The 20,624-nt window shown below is 47.1% G+C and carries 27 protein-coding genes; 14 read left to right on the top strand and 13 right to left on the bottom strand.

Annotated features, from left to right (window positions below; all coding sequences use genetic code 11):
- Positions 1-87: 87 nt before the first annotated feature.
- Together QFX39_RS06790 and nucS are read right to left on the bottom strand one after the other, a co-directional pair.
- Positions 88-369 carry a hypothetical protein gene (locus tag QFX39_RS06790; protein ID WP_300478649.1) on the bottom strand — a complete coding sequence of 94 codons (282 nt, stop codon included), beginning with the start codon at positions 367-369 and terminating at the stop codon, positions 88-90.
- A gap of 225 nt (positions 370-594) precedes the next feature.
- Positions 595-1,347: an endonuclease NucS gene (gene nucS / locus QFX39_RS06785; RefSeq protein WP_300478647.1), complete on the bottom strand. Its 753-nt coding sequence runs from the start codon at positions 1,345-1,347 to the stop codon at positions 595-597.
- Positions 1,348-1,491: 144 nt separating this feature from the next.
- Here nucS and QFX39_RS06780 point away from each other — a divergent pair, with 144 nt between their 5' ends.
- A complete protein-coding gene (locus QFX39_RS06780; RefSeq protein ID WP_300478644.1) occupies positions 1,492-2,886 on the top strand; it encodes a M48 family metallopeptidase in 1,395 nt (464 codons plus the stop codon).
- Between the two features lie 39 nt (positions 2,887-2,925).
- Here the strand turns inward: QFX39_RS06780 and QFX39_RS06775 are convergent, their stop codons facing one another.
- Positions 2,926-3,252 carry a hypothetical protein gene (locus QFX39_RS06775; RefSeq protein ID WP_300478641.1) on the bottom strand — a complete coding sequence of 109 codons (327 nt, stop codon included), beginning with the start codon at positions 3,250-3,252 and terminating at the stop codon, positions 2,926-2,928.
- Positions 3,253-3,359: 107 nt separating this feature from the next.
- Here QFX39_RS06775 and QFX39_RS06770 point away from each other — a divergent pair, with 107 nt between their 5' ends.
- The 5 genes from QFX39_RS06770 to QFX39_RS06750 all read left to right on the top strand — a co-directional run bounded on the left by QFX39_RS06770 (position 3,360) and on the right by QFX39_RS06750 (position 5,643).
- A complete protein-coding gene (locus QFX39_RS06770; protein WP_300478638.1) occupies positions 3,360-3,590 on the top strand; it encodes a ferredoxin in 231 nt (76 codons plus the stop codon).
- Between the two features lie 25 nt (positions 3,591-3,615).
- Positions 3,616-4,578 carry an alpha/beta fold hydrolase gene (locus tag QFX39_RS06765; RefSeq protein WP_300478635.1) on the top strand — a complete coding sequence of 321 codons (963 nt, stop codon included), beginning with the start codon at positions 3,616-3,618 and terminating at the stop codon, positions 4,576-4,578.
- A 22-nt stretch (positions 4,579-4,600) separates the two neighbouring features.
- Positions 4,601-4,873 carry a DUF5750 family protein gene (locus QFX39_RS06760; protein WP_237780448.1) on the top strand — a complete coding sequence of 91 codons (273 nt, stop codon included), beginning with the start codon at positions 4,601-4,603 and terminating at the stop codon, positions 4,871-4,873.
- A 67-nt stretch (positions 4,874-4,940) separates the two neighbouring features.
- Positions 4,941-5,213 (top strand): hypothetical protein, encoded by a 273-nt coding sequence (locus QFX39_RS06755; protein WP_300478632.1) that lies wholly within the window; start codon positions 4,941-4,943, stop codon positions 5,211-5,213.
- Positions 5,203-5,643: an HIT family protein gene (locus tag QFX39_RS06750; protein ID WP_300478629.1), complete on the top strand. Its 441-nt coding sequence runs from the start codon at positions 5,203-5,205 to the stop codon at positions 5,641-5,643. The genes QFX39_RS06755 and QFX39_RS06750 overlap by 11 nt, the downstream gene beginning before the upstream one ends.
- Positions 5,644-5,779: 136 nt before the next feature.
- On the opposite strand, the gene QFX39_RS06745 is transcribed toward QFX39_RS06750, so the two are convergent.
- Positions 5,780-6,187: a ferritin-like domain-containing protein gene (locus tag QFX39_RS06745; protein WP_300478626.1), complete on the bottom strand. Its 408-nt coding sequence runs from the start codon at positions 6,185-6,187 to the stop codon at positions 5,780-5,782.
- Positions 6,188-6,293: 106 nt separating this feature from the next.
- On the opposite strand from QFX39_RS06745, the gene QFX39_RS06740 reads away from it, so the two are divergent.
- Positions 6,294-7,394: a DUF362 domain-containing protein gene (locus tag QFX39_RS06740; RefSeq protein WP_300478623.1), complete on the top strand. Its 1,101-nt coding sequence runs from the start codon at positions 6,294-6,296 to the stop codon at positions 7,392-7,394.
- Between the two features lie 48 nt (positions 7,395-7,442).
- On the opposite strand, the gene nadA is transcribed toward QFX39_RS06740, so the two are convergent.
- The 5 genes from nadA to rnz all read right to left on the bottom strand — a co-directional run bounded on the left by nadA (position 7,443) and on the right by rnz (position 11,952).
- Complete coding sequence (gene nadA, locus QFX39_RS06735) at positions 7,443-8,360, bottom strand: quinolinate synthase (RefSeq protein WP_300478620.1); 918 nt, start codon at positions 8,358-8,360, stop codon at positions 7,443-7,445.
- Between the two features lie 138 nt (positions 8,361-8,498).
- Positions 8,499-9,698 (bottom strand): roadblock/LC7 domain-containing protein, encoded by a 1,200-nt coding sequence (locus QFX39_RS06730; RefSeq protein WP_300478617.1) that lies wholly within the window; start codon positions 9,696-9,698, stop codon positions 8,499-8,501.
- Positions 9,685-10,293, bottom strand: a complete 609-nt coding sequence (locus QFX39_RS06725; RefSeq protein ID WP_300478615.1) for a sortase — start codon at positions 10,291-10,293, stop codon at positions 9,685-9,687. The genes QFX39_RS06730 and QFX39_RS06725 overlap by 14 nt, the downstream gene beginning before the upstream one ends.
- A complete protein-coding gene (locus QFX39_RS06720; protein ID WP_300478612.1) occupies positions 10,290-11,054 on the bottom strand; it encodes a mechanosensitive ion channel family protein in 765 nt (254 codons plus the stop codon). Before QFX39_RS06720 ends, QFX39_RS06725 begins: the two co-directional genes overlap by 4 nt.
- A complete protein-coding gene (rnz, locus tag QFX39_RS06715) occupies positions 11,032-11,952 on the bottom strand; it encodes a ribonuclease Z (protein WP_300478609.1) in 921 nt (306 codons plus the stop codon). The genes QFX39_RS06720 and rnz overlap by 23 nt, the downstream gene beginning before the upstream one ends.
- A gap of 101 nt (positions 11,953-12,053) precedes the next feature.
- Here rnz and nadC point away from each other — a divergent pair, with 101 nt between their 5' ends.
- Positions 12,054-12,893: a carboxylating nicotinate-nucleotide diphosphorylase gene (gene nadC, locus QFX39_RS06710; protein WP_300478606.1), complete on the top strand. Its 840-nt coding sequence runs from the start codon at positions 12,054-12,056 to the stop codon at positions 12,891-12,893.
- Positions 12,894-13,033: 140 nt separating this feature from the next.
- Positions 13,034-13,423, top strand: coding sequence for a hypothetical protein (locus QFX39_RS06705; protein ID WP_013295231.1), 390 nt, complete (start codon positions 13,034-13,036; stop codon positions 13,421-13,423).
- Here QFX39_RS06705 and QFX39_RS06700 read toward each other — a convergent pair.
- From QFX39_RS06700 to QFX39_RS06690, 3 genes are all read right to left on the bottom strand, one after another.
- A complete protein-coding gene (locus QFX39_RS06700; protein WP_300478600.1) occupies positions 13,420-14,010 on the bottom strand; it encodes a ZPR1 zinc finger domain-containing protein in 591 nt (196 codons plus the stop codon). The two genes, QFX39_RS06705 and QFX39_RS06700, sit on opposite strands and share 4 nt — an antisense overlap.
- 104 nt (positions 14,011-14,114) lie before the next feature.
- Positions 14,115-15,074: a 3H domain-containing protein gene (locus QFX39_RS06695; RefSeq protein ID WP_300478597.1), complete on the bottom strand. Its 960-nt coding sequence runs from the start codon at positions 15,072-15,074 to the stop codon at positions 14,115-14,117.
- 28 nt (positions 15,075-15,102) lie between these two features.
- The gene (locus tag QFX39_RS06690) at positions 15,103-15,450 is read right to left on the bottom strand and encodes a roadblock/LC7 domain-containing protein (protein ID WP_010877438.1); all 348 of its coding nucleotides are present in this window, start codon (positions 15,448-15,450) and stop codon (positions 15,103-15,105) included.
- Between the two features lie 128 nt (positions 15,451-15,578).
- Here QFX39_RS06690 and QFX39_RS06685 point away from each other — a divergent pair, with 128 nt between their 5' ends.
- The 5 genes from QFX39_RS06685 (at position 15,579) to QFX39_RS06665 (ending at position 19,798) form a co-directional block, all read left to right on the top strand.
- A complete protein-coding gene (locus tag QFX39_RS06685; RefSeq protein WP_300478587.1) occupies positions 15,579-16,631 on the top strand; it encodes a DUF1611 domain-containing protein in 1,053 nt (350 codons plus the stop codon).
- Positions 16,632-16,991: a cell division protein SepF gene (locus QFX39_RS06680; RefSeq protein ID WP_300478584.1), complete on the top strand. Its 360-nt coding sequence runs from the start codon at positions 16,632-16,634 to the stop codon at positions 16,989-16,991.
- A 7-nt stretch (positions 16,992-16,998) separates the two neighbouring features.
- Positions 16,999-18,093 (top strand): DUF2226 domain-containing protein, encoded by a 1,095-nt coding sequence (locus tag QFX39_RS06675; RefSeq protein WP_300478581.1) that lies wholly within the window; start codon positions 16,999-17,001, stop codon positions 18,091-18,093.
- Between the two features lie 71 nt (positions 18,094-18,164).
- The gene (locus QFX39_RS06670) at positions 18,165-18,944 is read left to right on the top strand and encodes a septum site-determining protein MinD (protein WP_013295237.1); all 780 of its coding nucleotides are present in this window, start codon (positions 18,165-18,167) and stop codon (positions 18,942-18,944) included.
- Positions 18,945-18,964: 20 nt separating this feature from the next.
- Positions 18,965-19,798: a carbohydrate kinase family protein gene (locus QFX39_RS06665; protein ID WP_300478576.1), complete on the top strand. Its 834-nt coding sequence runs from the start codon at positions 18,965-18,967 to the stop codon at positions 19,796-19,798.
- On the opposite strand, the gene QFX39_RS06660 is transcribed toward QFX39_RS06665, so the two are convergent.
- Entirely contained in the window at positions 19,795-20,586 is a 792-nt protein-coding gene (locus QFX39_RS06660) for a TatD family hydrolase (RefSeq protein WP_300478574.1), read from the bottom strand. The two genes, QFX39_RS06665 and QFX39_RS06660, sit on opposite strands and share 4 nt — an antisense overlap.
- Positions 20,587-20,624 lie beyond the last annotated feature (38 nt).

Here is a 20,624-nt window from a genome sequence, read left to right as displayed (position 1 = left end):
GGATATAAAAATGCTCTTAAACCTTTATTCTTTCACCTTACTTCAGGATAAGGGTGACCCTCTGTTTACGTATCAGCTGTCCAGTTTTTAAAATCCGCCAGTCGCTCTGTTAACTGCATTCACAAGTTCCTGGAGATTTTCACCGCCACTTTCGAAAGTGAAAAAGCCAGCAGGAGCCAAAAAATTCATGGTGTAATTTAAAGTCCGGGATTTCCCTTCATCTTTTATTTCAAGTTTTTTGATCCATTTTATGGGATATTTTTCGTGTTTGAATTTCATGCCAGACCTGAAAAAGAGTTCAAGGAATTTACCATCGAAGGTTATCAGTACTGGACTCTCTTCGCTCATCATCCCTTCCACTTCGATCATTTCAACCCCCCTAGAGTCATAGTATTAATATGGGATTCAGAGTATTTAATATTGCCGAGCCTTTAAAATGAGGTATTCAAATCCGGTTTCATTTTAAAAACAGACTTCTATGGTCTTTATTGCATCAAAATCACTGTTTTTAAGCAATTGAATATTTTAAACATTTAATAATGAAAACGGAACTTTAAGCAACTGATAGGGTTAGTTTAATGGATGCAGAAATTTTCAGAGGAAGTTATCCAGTGTAACACCCATGTTTGATTTAAGTTCCCTGGGGGGCTCGATCTCCCTGAACTCCAGTCCCTCATCCTCCAGCATCTCCAGGGCATCATGGGTTATTGAGGGGGCCACCAGAATGCCCCTCACACCAACCTGGTCATCCCTGAATTCATCCACATATCTCCTGAGCTGTTTAACAGCACTCACACCGGCCTTTCTGCTTTTAAGTTCAATTATCATGAGTGAACCATTCTCATCCTTACCCAGAATATCAATGAAACCGGAACTGGTGGCATATTCCCTGGCAACGGGTCTGAAACCAGGCTCGATGAGGTGGGGGTGCATTATTATCATGTCCCCCATGTCGCTCTCATGGCCCGATACGGTGAGCTCATGCATATCCCTTGGAAGGTAGAAGGAGATGAGGTGTACCTCATGGAGCTCAACCTCAAGGCGCTCCTCAGGGGACCTCCTGATACTTTCAAGAAAGAGGCTTCCACGCTTCATGTAGACCCTGCACCTTGATTTTGGGGGCTGCCAGTTAACAGGGTCCACCTTCCGGTCCTGGTGGACCATGAATGTTCCATCTGGTTTTATAATGATGAGCCTCTCACCGGCACCAAGGCTGCTCCTGGCACGCCCCTCATAGGATGCACTGCAGCAGGCAAGTATCACTATGAGTGCCCTTTTCCTTAAACCCTCATCTATCAACTTGTAAGCCTCATTTCTGGATGGATTTTCAGATACCCTGCACTTCATGTTTATCAGCGGCCCAATTTTTCACAGTTCTGACCTTACAGAGGTGTAATTTCTGTTCATCTGGATGTAAGATTTAATATCAATGCTGAAGTTATATATACTCTGCGAGGCAGTGCCACCAAGATAAATGAAAGTTGGTTGTACATGATAAAGGAATTTGTTATAGGAACCGAGCTTGCACCGGCATATTACGGGGATCTCCTTGAATTCATCCGGCGCTACTATCTCATGCCCGGCGAATTCACTGAAATAAGAAGAGATGGTCTGAGGCTTGTTTTCAGGGCATGGAGGGATGATGGGATAATATACGGTGAGATAATCGCCGGTGAAAACCTCAAACTGATCCTCGAATACCCTGCGGAACTCGGGAGATGGGCAGAGGCCATATATGAGGACATATTCACATCCATCCAGGCATTTGAGGATATGATGAGGCAGCACACCGTGTACTTTGCCTGGGTGGAGGGGGAGGATATAATCCCTGAAAGGCCCCCGACCGGGAGGGGGATGGCATCAAAGGGCATATTCGGAAGCAGCATGCTCCTTGTCTATGTGCTCTTCTTTGGTGTAAACATAATCCTATTCATCATCCTGGGATTCTATGCAGTTATAGTTATCCTACTCATGCAGCTGGGCATAATACTCCTCTCGGACCGCATATACGCCAGGATGGGTGAATGGGTTATAACCTCAGAAAACCCCCGTGTGCACATAATTCAGTTCCAGCTCCCGGAAGACGAATTCAAATTCTTCATAGACAGGATGGGTAATGAAGCGATCCTGAAAATCAAACGTGAAATTTACAGGGTTTCCCTTGCAGATAAGAGGCCCCCCACATGTGAGGATGCAAGGGGTGTCCTTGAAAGGTACGGCTTCAGGTGCAATCCACTCTATGAGAGGTCAAGGACCGTTAACCTTTACTCCATAATTGAGGATGCTGCCGGGGCATTCGGGATACCGGTACCCAGGATTGTTCTCTCAAATACAATGATAGCGAACGCCGCTGCAACTGGTCCAAGCCCCAGCAGGGGACTGGTGCTTGTAACAACAGGACTCCTGGTCCAGTTAACCGACGAGGAGGTGCTTGCGGTTATAGGGCATGAAATGGGGCACCTTGTCGGGAGGGACCCCATAATACTCTTCAGCATAGTGTCTGCTGAGTTTGTAATGAGACTCACGGTATTACTGCCTGTTGTGCTGGTCTCCCCGCTTCTCTACATAATCATTGCAATGGGCATAATATTCTTCGTGGCCAAGTTCTTTGAGGCAAGGGCGGACCTCCTCTCTGCAATGGTTATAGGAAAACCGGAGGTCCTTGCGAGGGCCCTCAGGAAAATAGGTTACCAGAAACTGGCACTTGAGAAGTCCGGCTCCCAGAGGATATCCGGGTGGACGGCCTGGGACCCCCACCCCCCCATATACTTCAGGATAAAGCGGCTTGAAACTCTGAGGGATTATGAGAACGTGAAAAGTCCCCTCATCAGATCAGCGGTTGATGTGGTACGGGGATTCAGGGACTCTCTAAGGCAGTTTTTTTAGTTATGGTTTGGTTATCTCAGAAAACTCCATCATCTGATTTCATTCAAACCTCGAGAGGATCTCTGCAACATCATCAAGTTTTATCTCATCGGGGCCCCGGATACCATACCTCATGCATATGGATTCAACTGGTTCACGGTTTACAAGGTAATCAAAGAGGTCCCTGTACTCATCTTCACTGTGATCATGGTCCTCACGTGTGAACTCCGCAAGTTCAATTATGGCCTCCCTTAAGAGGTCATCTATTCCCCTTTTGCTGGCGAGGCTTTCAAGGAAATCATTTCTTTTAGGGTCCTCGCCAAAGAATTTTTTAAATGACCTTCTCTGCTGGAGGCCCTTGTAGATGATTATGAGTTTATCCTGCATTTCCCGCGCGTCACCCTTTCTGATAATCTGAAACCCTCCAGTGATCACTAACTATTTTTATCAATTCCACCATACAATAAAACAGTTCTGATTCTCAGGGTGACAACATGTACAGGCTTGAACTCGATAGGACCATGTGTATCTCATGCGGAAACTGTATTGAAAACTGCCCGGAACTATTTGAATTCGCGGATGACGGCATTTCATCCATTATGGGTGTTGATTTATCTGATATTCAGGTTAAGGAATTTGATGACCCATCCTGCAGCGAAAAGGCTGCAATTAACTGCCCTGTCATGTGCATAAAGCTTTACAGGGATGGTGAGGAGATCACATAGTATCGGTTGATTAAGGGGCAGTAAAATGGAGGAAGGCAGACCATCATACTTCAATCTTGGGGAATTCAGATTTGAATCGGGAGAAAAACTCAGAGATGTCAGGGTTGAATACAGAACCATCGGGGAACTCTCCCTGAATGAGGAGGGTGAGATAGATAATGCTGTCGTCTATATACATGGGTGGAGCGGGGACTTTTCTTCAGTTAAAAGAATAGCTGACCTCACAGAACCTGGAGGCGCCCTTGACGGGTTCTTTATAATATCAATGAGCTCACTGGGGTCACCGGGTTCGGCTTCACCATCCACAACGTCCCTTGGGAATGAATTTCCAGCCTACACAGTACTCGACATGGTGAACTTCCAGAGACAGTTTCTCAATGAGAAATTTGGCATAAAAAAGGTCAGGGGGGTCATAGGGACATCAATGGGGGGATTTCAGGCGCTCCAGTGGGCTGCAGAGTACCCTGATGAAATGGAGTTCCTCATGCCCCTTGTAACCTCCTGGAGAACAAGGGGAGTTAACTATGCACTCTTCAGTTACATGAACCACCTCATTGAGTCAGACCCTGACTTTGCCGCGGGCAGAAAACCCAGAAGGGCCCTGTCACTTTCATCCATGCTCATGTACCTCTATGGACTCTCAAGGGAATACTACAGTGGCCTTGAAAACCCTGAGCTGGAGTCGGCGATGAGGGATATGGGGTCAGAGGGGGAACTCATGGACCCCCATGATGTGCTTTGGAGGAACCGGGCCGCCATGAACCATGACCTGGAGGGTAAGCTCAGCAGGATAAGGGCAAGGACCCTCATATTTGGGGTGAACCAGGACCAGTACTTCCCACCGGAACCTGACACGATCCCAATGGCCGAACTCATACCTGACTCTGAGATAATTCTATTTGATTCTGAATGCGGACATCTCGGAGTGAATGAGATAGATAAATATGGTGAAATCATAGCTTCATTCATTAAAGGTGGCAGCGAATAATAAGGAAGGTGTTTACTTGCAGGTGAAGGTTGAGGATTTTGGCTTCAGTGAGGATAAATGCATGAACTATGTACTCTACAGGGTATCAGACATTGATGACGATGTCAGAAAAAAACTCATGGAGAGACTCGAGGAAGACACAGAGGAGGATAACGGAGACCTTCTCATAACAGTTTTCTATGCACCGGAGTACTTCCCCTTTGGCTCAGAGGAGGCAAAGGTGCGTATGGACGACTTCATTGCAAGGGAGGAAATTGAGATGACGGTATTCCTCTCCAGCGTCCTCGAGGACTGAAGCCATCCAGATAACCCTGAGTTGCCGGTTCAGTGGAGATATGGGTGACATGAATTCGGAACCTTCTGTGGAAGTTAAAAAAATCGAAAAATCCGGTGATAAATGGGAGGTGGTTCTGGAAGTAGGTATTCCAGGACAGGGACTATTAGAGGTCCTGGATGAACTTGAAAGAAGATTCAGGGACTACTCATTTCGTGCAGATGGAAGGAATATAACCGTTGAGGCATCATTCAGGATCCTGGAACCATGGGAGGATGAACCGGCGGAGGATGTGGCAGAGTCCATGGCACTGGAACTTCTCTCCTTTATAACTGCGGGGGGACCTCGGGGTGAAATTTGATGACTACAAGTTTGGCAAATACCTCTATGAGAGGAAGAGGTGGGTTGTGTTTCTCGCACCAAACCAGAGCAACCTTGGAACCTGTGTAGTAGCCCTTAAAAGGAGGGAGGAGTTTCTTGGAAACCTAAAGAAGGATGAATGGGATGAAATGTTCCTTATAGTATCTGAACTTGAAAATGCAGTGAGAAAGGCATTTGGGGCCTCCATGTTCAACTGGGGCGTCCTTCTTAACTCATTTTACCGTGAAAACACCCCTCCACCACAACTGCACTGGCACTTCATACCCCGCTACAGAGGGGAGGTAATCGTAAATGGGGAGGTCTTTGATGATCCGTTCTTCGGTTACATGAGGCCAAGGCCCCCAAAGAATATCTCAGAGGAGACCTTAAAGGAAATACGGAATAAAATGCTGGCATGGATAGAGAGGTAGAATCATTGCGTGAATGGATACAGAACGTTTGGGTAGAGAAGCTGGCCTTGAAATAATGCTTCGGATGGATGTTTAAGATTAAAAAATTTATTTTTTGATCTGCGGACAGTGAGCGTACCGAATTTTATACAGAAAATTATCGAAGACGCTCCAGCCGCTCCCTGAACTCCTTACGGTGCCTCTTTTCCTCATCAACTATATGCCTTAAAACCCCGGTAACCTCATCATCATCGATTATCGCTATCTGCCTCTCGTACTCTTCAATACCCTCTGTCTCCTTCTGGATCTGCCTTTCAAGGCCCTCAATCAGATCTTCACCAATGTACTCCACCTTTCCTATCTCCATTGAGGGCCTGCCACCCCTCTTTGTTATGAGGTCAGCAAGCCACCACATGTGCCTCATCTCATCTGCCGCGATGCCTTCAGTTAGCCTGCTGAGGTCACAGTCCTCTATAACAAACGCGTTGTAGGTATACATCATGGTCGCCTCAAGTTCATGGCGAAAGTCGATATTCAGGAGTTCTATTATCCTTTCAGTGTCCATAAAAATCCACCTCAACGTAATATCTGTCCATCTGGATATATAAGTGGTTCTCACCGTGAGAAAAAGTCCATATACCTTCTGAAATAAATAGAATAATGGTGATTGGATGCCAGCGGAGGTTTATTTTTCAGATTTCAGGGCAAGGTCCAGGAACGAGAACAGGGGCATGAAGATACAGAGGACATTTGACGCGGCCTTTGGCGAACCCTTCTCTGGGGATGACATCGTGGCTGTTAAGGTGCACTTTGGTGAGCGGGGCAACGACTCCTATGTGAGTCCTGTTCTGGTGCGCCACGTAATTGAAAGGATAAGGGAGAGCGGGGCATCCCCTTTCCTCACAGATACCAACACCCTCTACTATGGTTCAAGGCACAATTCGGTTGATCACATTGAAACAGCCATACTCAATGGCTTTGACTATTCTGTTGCCGGGGCACCCCTTATAATTGCAGATGGGCTTCATGGAAACAATGAGGTAACTGTGCCTGTAAAGGGAAGGCACTTCAGTGAGGTTAAAATAGCAGGTGACATTGCCGAGGCATCAGCAATGGTTGTCATATCACACTTCAAAGGCCACGGGATGAGCGGCTTTGGAGGGGCCCTCAAGAACCTTGCAATGGGATGCGCCACCATCCAGGGAAAGATTGAACAGCACGAATGCGCAAAACCCCTGGTGACGGGTGAATGCACTGAATGCGGGGAGTGCATCTCTGAATGTCCGGTGGATGCCATGACCCTAAATGACGGCGTCATGATAGAATACGACAGGTGCATTGCCTGCATGAACTGCCTTGACACCTGCCCCAGGGGCGTATTTGACCTTGACTGGGAGAGGGACATACCTGAGTTCATTGAGAGAATGATGGAATACGCCCTCGGGGTAAAATCCACCATTGACAGGATATTCTACCTGAACTTCCTCATGGATATAACCCCTGACTGTGACTGTGTACCCTGGAGTGACAGGAACATAGTTCCCGACATAGGGGTGCTGGCATCTGAGGATCCCGTTGCAGTAGACACAGCAAGTTACCACCTTGTGAACCAGGAGGAGGGAATCAGGGGGTCAATGCTTGAGGAAAACCATGAGACCGGTGGGGATAAGTTCAGGGGGGTGTGGGGTGACGTTGATGGAACCCACCAGCTGGTATATGCAGAGAAACTGGGTATGGGGGTGCGTGATTACAGGCTGATTGAAATAAAATAATAAGTGCACAGGGAGGGTATTGAATCGTAACGGAGTGAGGTTTGGCTGTTACTGACGGGATACCTCTATCATCCTCTCAACAGCCCTCCTGGCCCTTTCAGCCACATCATCAGGAACAGTCACAGCGAATTCCTCATTGACCAGTGAATTTTTAACCTTCTCAAGGGTGTGGAGTTTCATGTTCTCACATATGGCCTCTGCGAGGAGGGGAATTGTTTCCTTGTCTGATTCAAGATCGATACGTGTTTTCATGTCAACCTCTGTACCGATTATGAATTGCTTCCTGTCTGACTCAAGTACCCTCCGCAGCATTCCTCCGGTGCTCAGGATGTGGTCCGCCAGCTCCTGAACTTCAGGGTCACATTCAGGGTGTATGAGGAGTTCAGCGTCGGGGTACTCCTCCCTTTTTGCAGCAACATCGGCGACAGTGAACATCTTATGGACGTAGCAGTAGCCGTTCTCCGGGATGGGGATTATCCTCTTGTCGGTGTGCTGCTGAACATACCATGCAAGGTTTCTGTCGGGACCAAAGAGTATGAGGTCCTCCTCCAGACTTTCAACAATCTTAACGGCATTTGCAGATGTGCAGAGAATATCTGCCTCTGCCTTTGCCTCCGCAAGGGTGTTAACGTATAAAACAACTGCAGCATCAGGATATCTTTTTCTTGCCTTCCTTACTTCCTCTGCACTTAGCATGTGTGCCATGGGACACTCCGCACCCCTGTCGGGTATCAGGATCTTCTTATCAGGGTTGAGGATGTATGCTGTCTCGGCCATGAAGTCCACGCCACAGAAAACAACAATGTCCCTATCATGTATCTCACTTGCCTTTATGCAGAGTTCAAGTGAGTCCCCTTTAAAGTCTGCAATTTCCTGTATCTCCCTTTTCTGATAGTTATGGGCAAGTATGATAGCATTTTTTTCCTTCTTCAACTTCAGAATATCCCTTTGCAGCTGATTTAACATAAGCGTCCCTACTGAAAAATTATATTGATAGAATCAAGAATTAAGGCAATATATCTATAGGGTTAATGTTTTATAAATATTTCCATGAAGGAAGCACCCTGAGTGAAATCATCCTTTATTCTGGAACCTTGGGGTCCGTTAATCCCAGATCTGCCTTAACTCCGGGTGGATGGTCTCTGTTATCCCAAGTTCATCCATGGCATCCTGGTAGGCCATGTAGATGGCTGTAAACTCGGGCCTTATCATACCCCGGAATGCACCATATCCCATAACACGCCCGTAATTCTCTGTTATTGATGTGATTATTATTTCCATGTCCCTCTTTATCTCCTCAAGGCTGTATCCTGCAGCTGAAATATTTTCCCTCAATTTTTTGAAGTCAACTGATGCATTGCTCAGGACACCAAGCCCCTCAAGAGTTATTGGACATTCGTCGTGTGGAAGGGATTTGCGGAGCATACCCCCTGCAGGTGCCACACCCATGATTTTACTGGCCCCTATTGACATCGCAAGGAGGATATGCTCATAGATAAGAAGTGCTGTTTCCTTCCGGGCTTCGGGGTCAGCTGGGACATCAATGGATTTGAGTTCCGGGAGGGATAGTGGCGGCCTCACCTCGGGAATGGCCGGTGACTCCTGGGATCCTTTAACCTTCCCTTCCATCATGGGTTCTATTTTCTCTTCAAGAGTCTCTGGCTTTCCAATGTCAGGTTTTTTGAGTACTTCTACCTCATTCACCACTTCAGTACTGATATCATGCACGGTTTCCTTTTCCCGCCCACGGGCTTCAGCTTTCTGTTCTGCAATCGTAACATTGATCTTGTCACCCTCAGGGATCCCACTGACATGGGAACCTTCAGATTGGGGGGTGGGACTTGTTTCAGAACCTTCAGATTGGGGACTAAGACTCGCCTCAGGCTCTATGGTTGATTTAATCCCTGCAGCTGATGATTCCTCTCTGATATCCAGCTGGCGGAGTATTTCAGGGTCTGAAAGTTTCTTCATAACCCTTCTTGCAAGTAGGATCAGCTTGCCGAGGTTTGACCTTTTATCGGCAAGCACAAGGAGATGGAGGTCATCGTTTAGCAGGACCATCTTCCCACCGGGAAACTCAATAACGGCAGACTGGTAGTCTCCCTGCCCTGCCCTTTTGAGGAGTTTACCTGAAGCATCTGACATTACACTGGCCATGGATCCAAGGTTTCCGCTGGAGGCTCCCCTGCTGTAGAGGATGCTGCCTGAACTGTCAGTTACGATTACCCCCTCAACACCTTCACCTTCTAGGATTTCACCAACTATCTCTTCAAGTATTCTAAAACCCCCATCAGATGTTCTCATTACGCACAAGTTTGCAGTGTGTTATCCAGGCAGCCTTCTTTTTGCCTGGAGGATAACACGTTATGAGCATGAGTCTGGCCTCCCCAACCTGGGCGAAGCGCACCGGATTGACCTTATAGTCCCATCTTATATCATCACCATTGGATGTCACCACATATACGTAGCGCATTGAGGAGAGATGGTCCTCTATTATAACAGTATCCCCTCTCCTGAGGGCACCTATCCTTCTGAACGGTCCTGAATAGGTGGTTCTATGCCCCAGGATCCCACAGTCACCTGCAGACCCCGGCATGACACTTTCAGGGTAATGGTAGACCGATTCATAGGCATTCACGGTGTCCTCCCTTATCCAGCACCTGACGCCTATCGAGGGTATTATGAGCTTCCCAATCACCGGTCCGCGTGAGCCTGCAACTGTGTTTGGACCTGAGGGGACAGGGTCAAAAAGTTCTCTGGGGGCATTCCTGTAGTTTTCAAGGTGAACCCGTGACCTTTCCAGGGCCTGGTAATCCTCAAAGGCCTTTATAATAATGCCTGAGGTAACCGATACGAAGAAAAGGCATATGATGGCTGCGTAGATGCTGTTTCTTCTCATTCAAAACCCTGCATTTGATCCTGTTTAGAATAACCTTCAAGGACCTTTTTCACATGAGACGCAATCACGTAACGGTATTTCGTTACCTTTTTTGGATCAGGGACCCAGGCCGTCACCTTTGCCTTTATCCCTGTATCTGTAAATTCAAGGACAATGAGCCCTGGCTCAGGGTCCTTCAGTATACCTGGAACCCCCATGAGGACATCCTTAACCTCAGATTCAAATTTTTCAATATCAACATCGTAGTCAAGGTTGACCCTGAGTTCAACCCTCCTACTTTCCTCTGCACTGTAGTTGACGTAGGCTGTTTTGGAGAATGTTGAGTTGGGCACCGTTACTATTTTGGCGTCAGGGGTTTTTATTGTTGTTGTCCTGAAACCCACCCTTTTAACCTTACCCTTCTGCCCCGCAACCTCGATGGTGTCACCAACCCGGAAACTCTTATCAGCCAGTATGAACATCCCGGAGATGAAGTTGGATATGATGTCCCTGGATGCAAAACCCACCGAGACACCGGCTATACCCAGACTCACGGTTATGGCGGTTACGTCTATTCCAAGTTCCCTCAGGACTATGCTAAGGGCTATGATGTATATGCTGTATTTTATTATGTCATTGAGGACCTGTATGAGTGTAAGGTCCAGGTCCCATTTTCTGGTGGACCTCCTGAGGAAATAGGAGGCCCACTTAACAAGGAGAACAGCGGCCATCACCGTGACTATTATGATGAGGATGGTTTCAGGCGCTGGAACCGGAATCATCAGCCTTCACCTCCACGGTCATGAGGTCATCTGCCACATCTGTTTCAGGGAAAATCTCCCTCGCAGCATTCAGAATAACCTCGGTCCGCTTGTATCGAGTGCTGAGATGTGTGAGTATCAGTCTCCTGACGCAGGCAGATTCAGCAACCTCTGCAGCTTCCTTTGCGGTGGAATGCCCACTTTCAGCCGCCTTATCCTCACTTCCAGCCTCAAAGGTTGATTCATGTATCAGAAGGTCCGCTTCACGGGCAAGATCTATAACAGACTCACAGGGACGGGTATCCCCTGAGTAGCATATCTTCACACCACGCCTTGGGCTTCCAAGGACCTCCTCTGGTTTTATGATCCTGTCACCAACCCTCACGGGTATGCCCCTGTGCAGCTTTCCAAAGGCAGGACCCGGTTTGAGTCCGAGTTCAATGGCCTTCTCCCTGAGGAACCTCGGCCTTTTCTTCTCCTCAAAACAGTAGGCGAGGTTGAATACCGAATGGGAGGCGGGTGCCGAGGTAATACGGTAGTCTTCCTCCTCAAGGACGGTGCCGCCCTTAACCTCATGCACATGGATATCAAAATCGAGCGTGAAGTAGCCCAGCTTCATGATGGATTCGTGGAGTTCATGGATTCCTGGGGGCCCATATATTTCAAGGGGCTCCTGGCGCCCCCTGAAGCCCATTGACTGTATCATTCCCGGTATCCCAAGGATATGGTCCCCGTGTAGATGTGTTATGAACATCCTTGTAACCTTCATTGGGCTTATGCCTGCAAGGGCCATCTGTCTCTGAGTTCCCTCACCACAGTCAAACAGGAATACCTCACCGGGGATTCGAAGTGCTATTGATGTGTGGTTCCTGTTCTTTGAGGGGACAGCTGATGATGTACCCAGAAATGTAACTTCCATCATATCACTCTTTCAGGTTCTTGGAGGATATCTGCTCGGGATTCTGCTTCATGGACATAAAATTTATAATTCTTCCCTTTATATTAATTTAGGGGATCTTCATGATTGACATTCTCAGGGAAATGATCAGGGTAGACGTGGGGTTTGAGGATATAACAACCGAGGCACTTGTTGAAAGGGGCACAGTGGCAGCGGCGGATGTCATAGCAGGAGAGGATGGCATAATTGCAGGTGTGGACGTTGCAGGGATCATAGCCGCGGAATTTGGAATCGAAATAGAAAGGCTGAAAATGGATGGTGATCCGGTTAAAGCCGGTGAAAGGGTTATAAGCCTCGAGGGGGAAGCTTCAGATATCCTGAAGATCGAGAGGACAATGCTGAACCTCATGATGAGAATGAGCGGCATAGCCACCCTCACACGAAGCATGCTGGAGCGGGTGAGGGCAGTGAACCCCGATATAAGGATAGCAGCCACCAGGAAGACAACTCCTGGACTGCAGTGGTTTGAAAAGCAGGCAGTTAAAATTGGTGGTGGGGACACACATCGCTTCAGGCTTGATGACTGTGCAATGATCAAGGACAACCACATAGCAATCGCTGGAAGTGTGGGGGACGCGGTGAGGCGGGTTAAGGAACATGTGAGTTTCACAAAGAAGGTTGAGGTTGAGGTTGAAAGGCCAGGTGACGCTTTACTGGCGGCAGATGCAGGGGCCGACATCATTCTGCTTGATAATATGAACCCCGGGGACGTCAGGAAGGCACTGGAAGAACTCGAAAGTGCCGGACTGAGGGACAGGGTGATTGTTGAGGCATCGGGGGGTATAAAACCTGAAAATATAGATCTTTATGCTTCCACTGGAGTTGATGTGATATCAATGGGGTTTATAACCACATCAGCCCATCCAGTTGACCTCAGCCTTGAGATAAGGGAACTGAAATGACCTTTAATTCTGGTAATCAGAACACTTAATTATAATTAAAGATGGCCCTAATTTCTGTTCTTATATCTGCCGTTTCTTTGATTATATGGAATACATTTATATACCTTGAGCCTGATATAGTCACATGGAGGTAGAAACCTATGGAGAATGAAGAGATTCAGAATAACAATGCTGATATGGAAGCTGAAGAGGAAACCGAGGAATTACCCTTTGCCAAGGCAGAGGTTGTCAGGCTCATGAAACAGCACCTTGACAGTGACAAGATGATACGTGAAAGGGTCAAGGTTGAGATGAACAAGTTCCTCGGAGAAATCCTCGAGAAGGTATGCCAGCAGCTTAACCAGTACCCCTACGCCACAGTGGAATACGAGATGCTCAAGGAGTGCATATATCCCTACAAGAACATTGAAAGGATAAACCAGGAAAAAGAACGCCTCCTGGCACACCTTGAGGCAATAAAGGCCGACTGTGATGCAATGGGTATGGATATCAAACGCACACTCAAACTAAGGGATGTTGATGAGGACTAATCCTCCTCATCAATCTCATCTGACTCAAAAACCAAAAATCCTGTCTTGAGGGATCTTATTTCTTCATCTGAAAGCTTTTCCCTAACAGCACGGGGGTGGCCAACAAAACTCTGCCCGAAGGGATCCTCAATTATAACTGTGACATTCCTTTTTCCCCCGCGAACTTCACGGAGCATTTCAAGGATCTCTGAGGCCTTTTCTTTTGATTCATCCTCCTCAAAGAGGTTGATGGCTGTTTTAACGGCGGTTTCAAATCTCTCAACAACGCCCTCAATGTTGGAGATGTAACCTGTTGACCTGGGGCCAGGTTCAACCTTGAGTCCGAGTTCAGGTATCCTTATGGTTGCTGACTGGGACTTAACGACCCTTGCGTTGAGTGTTCTATCACCCACCTCGATTGTGTACCTTGATGGTTCCTTCTGCTCTAGGCAGATTATATCTGTGCTTCTGTAGCCACACCTGCTGCAGATGAGTATGGATTCCATTATCTCACCGAAGTAGGGGATCTTTTCAACCCTACTGATGGCGGTCATAAACTTCTCTCCACTGCAGACTGGGCAGTCGATCTTCATATCCTGCTGGTTCAATCTGTCACCCCTGTACTCCTGATTACAGAACGTGAATTAAGTGAATGGATCATCAATTTACACTGTGATATTCAGTTCTCTTCTTGGTAGATAAGGCCAGGTATTTAGTTCTCTCCCCTATAGATAAGTCCACTTTCCTCAAGTTCATTCAGTATTGCCTGAAGATTTTCCGGATCAGGTGCACATATCCTGTGGCTGTGGATATTATCTGAAAGCGTGTAAAGCCTTTCAAGATCTCTTTTTCGCTTCGGACTCTCATTTAACCGCTTGAGAAACCTTTCAGCCTCAACCGGGTCGTATACATTGACCTCACGCTTGAGTGGCTGTGAAAATCCAGGTATTGGATAGGATACGTCGACGATTCTTCCGCCATGCCTCTTAATGATAATTTCTATAACCTCACCGAGGCGTTCAACAGGGTGCTGAAGCGTTACCTCGGCGCAGTTTTCCCTTATGAATGACAGCATCCTTTTGATGGTGCACCTTATGTCGTCGTTGTTGATCACCGGCACGTCATGCTCCCTCGCCTTTCTTACAAGGTAGTCATGTATGACACGGTTCTCACGGAAGTATTCAAGGTGTTTTCCACCTCTCTTTACCTCCATGGCCCTCTTAACGAAGCGCTCCTTATGGACATTCTCCTCGGCAGAGAGGACAAAAAAATGAATTGATGCGTTTTCCTCAAATTTCTCAATGTCCAGGAGGCCGGGCAGGAGGTGGACGCCCTCTATGGTCACATCATCCGAGTCAGCAACAGCCCTTTCAATAACCTTCTCAACTGCGGGAATAACGAATGAGGCGTGCTCCTCAAACCCAGCACATATCAGGGAATCAATGTTGTTGTTACGGAAGCGCTCCTTGTCTCTCAGTGTTGTGTAGGCATCAAATGAGGACTTATGGAGTGCGGGAGCATAATCCGGCCCGATTATGCCCCTTACGATCTCCCTTATGAAATCCGTTTCTATAAGGTGCTTTATGTTTAACTCCCTGGCAAGTTCCGATGCAACCGTGGACTTTCCAATCCCTGAAGCACTTCCTATAAGTATCACATAGGGTTTTCTCAATTTTCATGCCCCATAATTAAAATAGAGGTTATGTAAGGAGATCCTTAACGCGTTCGGCACTTCTCCTCATCTCAATACGGATAAGACCAAGATTTATATCAACGTCGGTTATCAGTACAAGTATTCCCTCCCCGGCATCTATCATGAGGGTCTTACCCCTGGTACCCTCAATCATAACCTGTTCAAGGGGCTCATGCTTTATTTCCTCGGCGGACCTTTCTGCAGTACCGAAAACTGCTGAAGCCATTGCAGCGACCAGTTCCCCGTCTATATCGGATGGAACCTCACTTTCGATTACAAGACCATCCTTACCAACAACAAGGGAACCATTTACCCCATTGATCCTACCTAAATCTTTAAGTATTCTTGCTATCATACTATGCCTCCATAAACAGAGTATTCTACCCAAAATATATATGCTTTAAGCATTTATTAATTAAATGAGTATGACTAACTAATTAACAGTTTCTATTTGATTCCAGCAAGTATTAAAGGAGTGATTATTTGCACATATTATCTTCTGTCGAGGAACTGAGGGAGCTGAATCCGTTTATAATCATTGGATGTGGTGGTGGAGGAGAAAAATTCGCAAATTTTGAGGGAGTTGAACCCGTCGGATTTGTTGACGATGACCCCAGAAAGCATGGAAAGGACTTCTGCGGATTTAAGGTATCATCAAGCCTCCTTAAGCTTATACATGAGACCGAGGCAAGAAGTGTTGCAATAATGCTCCCCATAGGTGCAGAGGGCACCGCCCTCAAGTACGCTGTGCAGGCGATAAATGAGGGTAAAAATGTCGTGACCTCATTCAGATCACTCCCACTGGCAGATAACACTTCACTCATAAAATTTGCAGAACAGATGAATGTAACAATCAAGGAGATAAGCCCCCGCCTTGACAACGTAAGGAAAATATTCGGGGTTGCACCCCCACGCTGCACAGAGGTACTCCCAAAGATAAAATACAGGCACAGAGCGCCTGTGGTATTTGTTGGGGGCACCTCACAGGAGTGCGGCAAACGTACAACCACAAGGCTCCTGGGAAAGGAGGCGAAGGAAAGGGGCCTTGAGGCGGGAGTTATCTCGACCGATGAGATGGGTCTTGAACAGCCGGTTGACATAAATTTCCGGGCAGGAAGCCTCTCTGTTATGGATGTTGCAGCGGCTGTTATGGGTTCGGTGAAGTACCTTGAGGAGGAGAAGGATCCTGATATAATATTCATAGAGGGCCAGTCAAGTCTCACCGAAAGGAAAAACCCCCACCCGAGGGGTTTATCGGCCTCAATACTTATAGGGGCGATGCCAGACGTTACGGTCCTCTGTCACAGGCCAAACCATCCCTACAGAAAACCAAGGGGGATAAAGGAGGAGATAAGGGCCATAGAGGCAATCGAGCCAACTAGAGTTATAGGGATTTCCTTAAATTTAAGAAACATGAATGACAGATCAATAATGGAAAGGTATGAGGCACGCTTTGGGCTTCCTGTTGTTGATGTTAAGAATGGGGGGGCTTCAAGATTAATGGATGTGATCATGGAGCACATAGGGGAGATTTAGTTGAGGGACATTCTCGAAATGCTGAAGAAAAGTGTGGGACTTGATGAGGAAGTTAAGGAACCTGAGGAGACGGAAACCATAATAGTGCCAGAGCATTCCTTCTACGAGATCATTCTCCTGAAGGCAAAATCTACTGGGGATGTGGACGATGCCCTCTCACAGGTGACCGAGGAAAAGAATCCGGTTATACTTGATCTCACCGAGATCCAGAGAGATAATCCATCGGATTTCAAGACAGTGGGGGAACGCATAAAGGATCTCAGGGAGAATCATGGTGCAGAGGCGATACTTCTCTGCAATAAGGAGAAGAATGTGGTGATAATAACTCCACGGGAAATTAAACTCATCAGAAAGGGGTAGTGAACATATGGAGCTTCCGATAACCAAACCATCCAAGATTTCATACGGCGATGAGATAGATTTCAGTGAACTTCTTGAAAAACTTGCCTCAGATGAATACAATGGATTCATAAGGATTACACATGCATCCGATGAAGGCTACATTCTATTCAGGGATGGGGTACACGTTGCAGCATCATACGACAGATTCATGAAGGAGGAAGCTCTTGAAAGGATAATGGAAGTGGCCGATAAAACCGATACCCTCATAGAACTCTTTGATCTTAAAAGATCACAGCTGGATTACCTCATGGATATAAACAGGATCTACACAATAGAGCAAAGAGATGAGAGGGTAATCGAGCCTCAGGCGGTGGAAGAGGAAGACTACTTCAATCCAAAGGAGGCAAGCTACAGGCAGCCCATAGCAGATGAAAGGATCCCCGAAACATCTCAAGTAGTCAGCACCACCCCTGAGATTGAAGATACTGAATTCACGGGTGATATGGAAGGTGAAAATGTAGAATCAACTGAAACCCAGTCTATACCTGAGTCTGAAGTTACACCGGAAGTTAATCAAGAAACCCAAACTTTAGAGTCTGAAGATTCCCCTGAAATTTCCGTTGCTGATGAACTGGCTGATTCGGACACCAGAGAGGAAGAGGGACTGGAGAATGAAGCTTCAGAATCCATGGACGCGTCCACCTCAAAACCCCTCAGCAGAGACGAGCTGATGAAAAAGTATGGCCTCAGGGATATAGGTGAAGAGGAGGTCGAAAAGGTCCTTGAGACGTATAAGGGTGGTGCAATCACAGATATCGATCCTGAACGGGTTGAACTGACCCTTATGAATAAAATAAAAATGTCTATACTGGGAATACCCCGTATAAAGGGTGCTGAAGTGATAGTTTTCCTTGACAACACATACGACCTCAGTGGAAGGATAAAGATAATGGTTGAACATGAGGGTAAGGGTATCTTCTCAAGGATCATGGGGGACTCCAAGGAGGAGGAGAACCTCAAGTTTCATATAATGGACATCGTTGAGATGGAACTCAGGAAAACATTCAGGGATTTCCCTGAGATAGTGGATAACTTTGAGGTGAGTATTGAGGTGCGGTGATCTGCTTTTACTCTACCTAACATCAATATTTATATTAGGATGACTGTTATTATCTATGTGGAGGTATTGGAATGACAAGAGTGATTACAGTCGCATCAGGTAAGGGAGGTGTGGGGAAGACAACCATCACTGCTAACCTGGGTGTTGCCCTCTCAACCTACGGTGAAAGGGTTGTTGTGCTTGACGCTGATATAGCAATGGCAAACCTTGAACTCATCCTGGGGATGGAGGGAAAATCCGTCACACTTCATGATGTTCTCGCAGGTAACGCTTCAATTGAGGACGCGGTTTATGAGGGTCCCAATGGCGTGAGGGTGGTACCTGCAGGCATATCCCTTGAGGGGCTCAGAAACGTTAAACTTGACCGCCTTGAGGATGCCCTCGCATATCTCATAGAGGATACTGATATACTCCTTATAGATGCTCCAGCAGGCCTTGAGAAGGACGCTGTTGCCGCACTTGCAGCTGCAGATGAACTTCTGCTTGTCACAACACCCGAGGTGCCATCAATAAGTGACGCCCTCAAAACAAAGATCGTCGCAAGTAAACTCGGCATCAACATAATAGGTGTTGTCATAAACCGTGAGCAGTACGATAAAACCTTCCTGAGTGTTGAGGAGGTTGAGACAATACTTGAGGTTCCTGTTATTGCGGTGATACCTGATGATCCTGAGGTGAGCAGGGCAGCAGCCTTTGGTGAGCCCATAGTCATTAAGAATCCAAAGTCACCTGCAAGCAATTCCCTGATGAAACTTGCAGCGGACCTCATCGGTGAGGACTATCAGCCAATAGAACCAGACAAGCAGGGTGTTATCGCCAAACTCATAAGCGGTCTGATGGGGCGAAGGTGATCACCCGGTGATTTATTTTGATGAGTGTTGTCAGTGTTGGAACCTGCAACATGGATTTTATTTTTCGGGTGCCCAGATTCGTTGAACCGGACTCCGAGATGAACATAGAAGATTTACATGTCATTCCAGGGGGGTCTGCGTTCAACTTTGCCATGTGGATCTCCCACCTTGGATTTAAGGCGGGGATTGTGTCATCGGTTGGCAGGGACGTTTACGGTGACATGATCACGTCCCTTCTGGAATCGAGGGGCGTTGATACATCCTGCATATCGAGGGAGGGTGAAACAACTGGTATGGCCTTCATATCCGTGGATGGAGCTGGCAGGAGGTCCATTTATTCCTACATGGGTGCAAACGCCAGTCTAAAGATTGGTGAGGTAGAATCTGAATATATAATGGCTGCAGATGCAGTTCATCTCAGCGGCTGCTACATTGAGGTTGCCAGCGCGGTTTCAGGTATCAGGAACATCTCATTTAGCCCAGGCACACTCCTTGCCTCATATGGTATTGAGAGGCTTTCAGATGTTCTTGAGAGAACCACCATAATATTCCTGAATGATTATGAGCTTGAGATGCTGACTGGCTCCAGGAGATCTGGAATTAAGAGACTTCTTGAGGCCGGGGCTGGAAACGTTGTTGTAACCCATGGACCCATGGGCGCATCCTTCTTTTCAGAGGACCACTCAGAGACATTGGAAATTGAGGCTGAAGATGCGCTGGATACCACCGGGGCAGGGGACGCCTTTGCAGCGGGTTTCATGTCAACGTGGCTTAGAGGTTCGGAACCAGTGGAATGCCTTAGAAACGGTCACAGAGTGGCCCTCATGGTTATTTCAAGGATGGGCGCATTTTAGATTTGGCTGATTTTAAGAAGATCCCTTATGTTTTCATCGGAAACCCTCTTTATGTCACTTCGGCTGAAACCCTCCATCTTCATTCTCTGAACCGTTCTTGGAACTGAAAGGGGATCAGATGGCGCTGAACTCATGTCACTGTTAAGTACAAACCTTTCTGTTCCATATTCCCGCAGAATTTCAACGGCTTCCTCCGGTGTGAGCTTTTCAGGCTGCACAGTCAGTCCAAGCATGCACTCGGTTTCCACAAGCTCAGGGAGAACCTCCATGTTAACATGTTCAACCACCACCATGGACTCATCGATTGTACCATCGATCACATCCATTATCTGGAGGGTAACATTGGCCTTTCCTCTCCGCGGTGTGTGGACAATCACAGGGTAACCAAGCTCATCAGCCACTTTTAGCTGTGATTTAAAGACATCCTTTTCAATTTCCGAACCAGAGTCAAGACCCACCTCACCAACAGCAACCACAGACGGATTTCTGAGGAGATCTGGGAGTTTTTCAATCACCCTTTCGGGGTCACGGGGTATTGCCCTGGGGTGTATTCCAAGGGCGATATGGAGTTTTAACCCGTTGCGGGCGGCCCTCTCAGGGTCCACTGTTAGCAGTCTCCTGAAATGCGCCATGACAACATCTGATGATGTCACCTCCAGGGGGTCATGGGCACAGGTGATGGCCCCCTCTATACCACTCACAGCCATGAGTTCAAAATCTTCAAAGGGTCTCGTATCCGCATGTATATGGCTATCTATCAGTTCAAAACCTCCTTTAAACCACTGCAACTGTAAATTGCTCAATAAAATATTTAAAATCTGATGAA

The organism is Methanothermobacter sp., assembly GCF_030055425.1.
In the GTDB taxonomy this organism is placed as follows: domain Archaea; phylum Methanobacteriota; class Methanobacteria; order Methanobacteriales; family Methanothermobacteraceae; genus Methanothermobacter.
This window is presented reverse-complemented; position numbering and strand designations above follow the sequence as displayed.